The 4,686-nt window shown below is 56.5% G+C and carries 4 protein-coding genes and 2 pseudogenes; 5 read left to right on the forward strand and 1 reads right to left on the reverse strand.

The features are described 5' to 3' along the window. The 4 genes and pseudogenes from NKJ73_RS33870 to NKJ73_RS33885 all read left to right on the forward strand — a co-directional run. The coding region (locus NKJ73_RS33870; protein ID WP_352572714.1) for an aminotransferase class III-fold pyridoxal phosphate-dependent enzyme at nucleotides 1–441 on the forward strand (441 nt) is incomplete at its 5' end. Beyond that, a complete protein-coding gene (locus NKJ73_RS33875; protein WP_352572716.1) occupies nucleotides 431–1,273 on the forward strand; it encodes a 2OG-Fe(II)-dependent halogenase WelO5 family protein in 843 nt (280 codons plus the stop codon). The genes NKJ73_RS33870 and NKJ73_RS33875, both read left to right, overlap by 11 nt. Before the next feature lie 645 nt (nucleotides 1,274–1,918). Beyond that, entirely contained in the window at nucleotides 1,919–2,710 is a 792-nt protein-coding gene (locus NKJ73_RS33880) for an autoinducer binding domain-containing protein (RefSeq protein ID WP_352572718.1), read from the forward strand. Nucleotides 2,711–2,845: 135 nt separating this feature from the next. After that, nucleotides 2,846–3,104: pseudogene (locus NKJ73_RS33885) on the forward strand (transposase); the annotation flags it as partial. A gap of 542 nt (nucleotides 3,105–3,646) precedes the next feature. Here the strand turns inward: NKJ73_RS33885 and NKJ73_RS33890 are convergent. After that, nucleotides 3,647–3,892 carry a hypothetical protein gene (locus tag NKJ73_RS33890; protein WP_352572720.1) on the reverse strand — a complete coding sequence of 82 codons (246 nt, stop codon included), beginning with the start codon at nucleotides 3,890–3,892 and terminating at the stop codon, nucleotides 3,647–3,649. Between the two features lie 620 nt (nucleotides 3,893–4,512). Here NKJ73_RS33890 and NKJ73_RS33895 point away from each other — a divergent pair. After that, nucleotides 4,513–4,686 (forward strand): annotated as a pseudogene (locus NKJ73_RS33895) (diaminobutyrate--2-oxoglutarate transaminase); the annotation flags it as partial.

Raw genomic sequence — 4,686 nt, forward strand, 5'->3', positions numbered from 1 at the left:
CCGTTCTCCATCGTTCTGATCCGCCCCGACCTGGACATTTGGAATCCCGGAGAACATAGCGGCACCTTCAGAGGCAACAATTTCGCCTTCGTTACTGCAGGGGCGATGTGCAAAATGTGGTCCGGTAGGCAGTTTACTGCAGGCGTCGAGCGGACAGCCGTCAAACTGCAAAGACACCTTGATCGCCTCGTTGCCAAATTTCCCAAGTGCATCGAACAAAAGCGCGGCCGCGGTCTGATGGCTGGCCTCAAGTGCCGTTCGCAGGCCGTTGTCGGCCGTGTGCACGATGTCGCATTCGAAAATGGCCTGCTGATCGAATCTTCAGGACCAAATCGCGACGTCATCAAAGTCCTCCCACCGATAACCATCACCGATGACGAACTCGATCATGGCATCGCCATCCTTGATCACGCACTAAAGGAGCAAGCCAATGGAGACTAATCAAGTATCCCAAGCCCCAGCCACCTCGCCTGTTGCGATCAGAGAACGAACCGGCTCGATCAGCACTGCGGACATCATCTCAGTCCTGAAAGGTGAGATCACCGCTCTGCACATCAGGCAAGCTTTCAGCACCGAAATAGCCGAGGAGATCACCGCGAACTTCAGTGGCAGTCCCGGTCTCAAGGAGCGTAAGGATGGCGTCCCCGGACAATATGTCGGCGCATCCCACTACAGGAAGGATGCAGCCACCTATTTTGCAGAGGCGGAAACTGCGCGACCGTACGTCGAAGCCCTTTTTGAGAATCTGGTTGATCCGGTCCGAGCATTGTTCGAGGCGTTGAGGCGCGAGCTTCGCAAACAGGGCATTGAGTTGCGGCTGGCCCGTTCGGAGCACGGTCAGGCCAATGTCTGTCGCGCTCTCAGTTGGTCTGGCAGCGGCACATTCTCCTTGGACCCCCACGACGACGTCGCTCAAGTGTTATGTGCTGGGAACGATTACGAGCTTTCTGCGGTGGCGCACAACACCGTCGCAGCACTCAACTTCTATCCCAGCATGCCCGAGGAAGGTGGCAATCTGCGGCTCTGGAGCCACAAGCCGACAGTCACCGACCGAAAGTCTCAATGTGTGGAGACTACGGGATATCCCTATTCGGCAGCCTATCTCGAGGGCGTTCCTTGTCGCGACTTCCAGCTCAGGGCGGGGGATATCGGCCTGATCGATGGCGGTTTCGTTCACGGGGTCACCGGTCAATCAGGCAACGGAAAGCGTCGCCTAGTGCTGAACAGCTTTTTCGGGTTTGCGCAGCCAGATCTAGTTCTCTGGTGGACCTGAGGTTGGATGTCACGGCGACCGACCGACCTCCGCTGCCAGTGAAGGCGTCACATCCGCCGCAATGGGGGCCTTCAGTCACGGCCCCCCGGGGCTGATCCGAACCGACATTATCATGAAGCTCTTGGCCCTCCAGGTGCTACCGGTCTCGAACAGGATCGCCAATTATTCGGGCTGGACCCAATTAAGCGCACCATCGCGCGGACCGCGCAAGTTCAAGAAAACTCTTGGCGCCACCGATGTAATAGCTTGACACGCCAATCTGAGGTCGCCGGATTTCGACTTCTTGATCGGTAGGATGTTTGCGCGCCGACTAAATGATGCGGTATGTAAAACACTCCAAAATATTGATATCATGGTCGGATATAGGATAGAAGCATATCACAACACCGGCTTTGTTTTGGCTATGTTGCATTCGTATAATGCAAGCATAAAATAACTTCAAATTAAAATAACTACGCCGATTGCATTGAGATGTTAGAGCTTTGACGATGCTGGCCTGCTGAGGACGGCGCGCGAAGCCCTAGCCTTACGGCCGGCAGCTTTGGTGCGCCAGTGACAACATCCAGCGCAAATGGCTACGGAGCAGAGACCATGGAACCCCCGCGGATGACTGCTGTCTCTCAACTTCGACGGCTCTCAACCAGAGTGTCCGACCAGTTTTCTTTGGTCCCGGCGATGCATTTCCCTGAGGCTGCCAGGGAGGCGTTTGCGCGCGACTTTGGCCGATTTCTCGACCAAACCGATCGTGTTGCAAAATCCGAGCGTTTGTTCGACCTGATATCTGATTTTGCCCTGAGTTTTGATTGTGCGTGGATCGCGTATGGCTCTCTTGCACCAGGCCAAAAAGGCTTAAAGCCGGTCGGAGGCGATCCGGCGGTCATGCTGAATTATCCTCATGAATGGCAGGAGCGCTATTTCGAAATGGGTTATGACAGGATAGACCCCACCATCAAGAGGAGTCGGAGGCGAGCAGAAGCCTTTCGGTGGAGCGAGGTGTACAACGACGAAAGCACGACTGAAGACGAACGGCGCGTTTTGGACGAGGCGGCGACGTTCGGCTTAAGATCGGGCATTAGCGTTCCATTGCACGGCCCCGACGGCCGCTTCGCGATCATGAACTTTGCTCAAGCCTGGGACGGTGAATTCCAAAATAGAGCAATCACCTACTTGCAGCTCGCCGCGTTACACTTCCATTTGAGAGTCGGTAAGTTCGCTACTTCAAGCGGCACCGAGGAGACACCTAATCTTTCTCCAAGAGAAAAAGAGTGCATCCTATGGACCGCGAAAGGGAAATCGTCGTGGGAAATAGGTAAGATTGTAGGAATATCTGTAAATACTGTTAACTTCCACATAAAAAACGTGATGCGAAAAATGGATGCGGCCAGCAGAACAACCGCGGCTATAAAAGCGCTAAAATTCGGAATTATTGAATTGTAAAACTCGGCTTCCAAAATGTCGCGCAAAGCACCCTCAAGCCTAAATCAACGGGTGAGCTGTTATACTGGATGACCGGCCACTGAGAATTTCCTCCATCTGAGATTAGAGTCCGGGCCTTGATTGAAGGACGGACTGATGAAGAGAAAGCGGTTTACGGAAGAGCAGATCATCGCGGTTGCGCGAGCATGAAGCGGGTGCGAAGGCGGGCGATCTTGCCCGCAAGCATGGGATCTCCGAGGCGACGCTGTACAACTGGAAGGCGAAGTATGGGCGGGACGTCTCCGATGCCAAACGGCTGAAAGCCTTGGAAGACGAGAACGCCAAGCTGAAGAAGCTGCTCGCAGACCAGATGTTCGAAGCCTCGGCATTGCGCGAGCTTCTATCAAAAAATGTATGGTCCGCCCCGTCCGTGCAAGGTGTCGCGCTATCTCGCCGATACGCGCGAGCGCCCGGTTCCATCGCAACTCCAGTTCCGCCGCGACCAGCCGGTTCTTTGGATCGATGGCATCGTACTGCCTGAAGGCCCGATCGGCGCTGTAGCGTGCCGCCTCCAGATCGCGCACCAGCGCATTACGAACCTGATCGCGGCGACTGGCCGCTTGTGCTTCGGCTCGACGGCCGCGGTAATCGCTCCCGGCTCGACAACCCGCAGAAGACCTTCCTCGCCAACAGGAATAGCGCGGAATGTTATGCGGTCCCTGTGTAGCGGACCGTCAGCTTGCGTCCACAGCGCCGGCAGCGGACAAGGCCGGCGAGCAGAGCGTCGCCGTGCTTGGGCGCTCCGTGATGCCGGCCCGTGGGGACGTTGTCGCTCACCATCTTGCGGATCGCCTCCGCCCATGCCCAACTGACATAACCCTCATGGACATCCGGGATCAGAGCCAGCCACTCGGCTCGCGCCTTACGGCGGCTCCTGGTCGAATCACTCCCGCTGCATCACATCCTGTCGCGACACGGCACTTTTGATAGGCGTAGGCGGCCGTAGATCGGGTTCTCGATCATCCGGTGGCTGGTCGCATAACTTGGCCGACGCCAGACCACGTCACCGTTGTTGCGCTTGGCTGGCAAATCCAGCCCATGCTCGAGGAGCCAGAGCAGGGCCTGCCAGGCGCTGCCGAGTTCGGCCACCTTGTCGAAGACGAGAATGATGACGTGTGACACGGCGATCGGAATCCTTCTCAAGCCTGTCGCCGACCTTCACGAAGCCGACCGGGGCCGAGACAATGAGCTCGCCGCGCCGGGCCTCCTCGTAGCGTGCCGACAGGAAACGCTGACGTACAAGATTGAGTTCGTACTCCTTGACGCTGCCCTTCAATCCCAGCAGCAGCCGGTCATTACCCTGACCCAGCGATAGACTGTCTCCTGATGACCAGCACGGTATCGACGACGCGGCACATCTCGATGACACTCTGGCGCGGCTGCATCGGGCGGGCGAACTGATCGGTCGAGCCTGCTCGCCGGCAATCGACGCACTCGTGCGCCAACTACCAGATGCCGTAGTGCCGACATCCTCGCGAACCCTTTAGAACTGAGCCCGTTCCAATCCACCGACCGGGAAGCATGTGGAACAGCGTGACGACGGCGATGGTGTACAAATGCATTTGCAAGTAATGAGCTGCCGAGCAAGTCTGTAGCGGATTTGAAGGAGCATGTCGGCATTACAACAGGTATGAGGTCACCGACCTTCAACACTCCGGCTCGACTGTTCTGGTCTCCTCGTGAAGGCAAGAACAGCGCGACCGACCAACCGCATTTAATCTCTGTCTTGCTGAATGCGACGCCGACATGCAAAGGGCCATGAAATGAATACTGATGTTTTTCAGCTCATGAGTCTAACGTGCGTCGCTACTGGCGGTCGTTTCCCACAGTCTTTACGAAAGCCCTTGGGGCTACAATCTGGGACGAGGCCGGCAACCCATATATCGATTTCCTCGTAGGGTCCGGCGCCCTGAATTATGGACACAACAACCCGAATA

Source organism: Mesorhizobium sp. M0074 (genome assembly GCF_040322975.1).
In the GTDB taxonomy this organism is placed as follows: Bacteria; Pseudomonadota; Alphaproteobacteria; order Rhizobiales; family Rhizobiaceae; genus Mesorhizobium.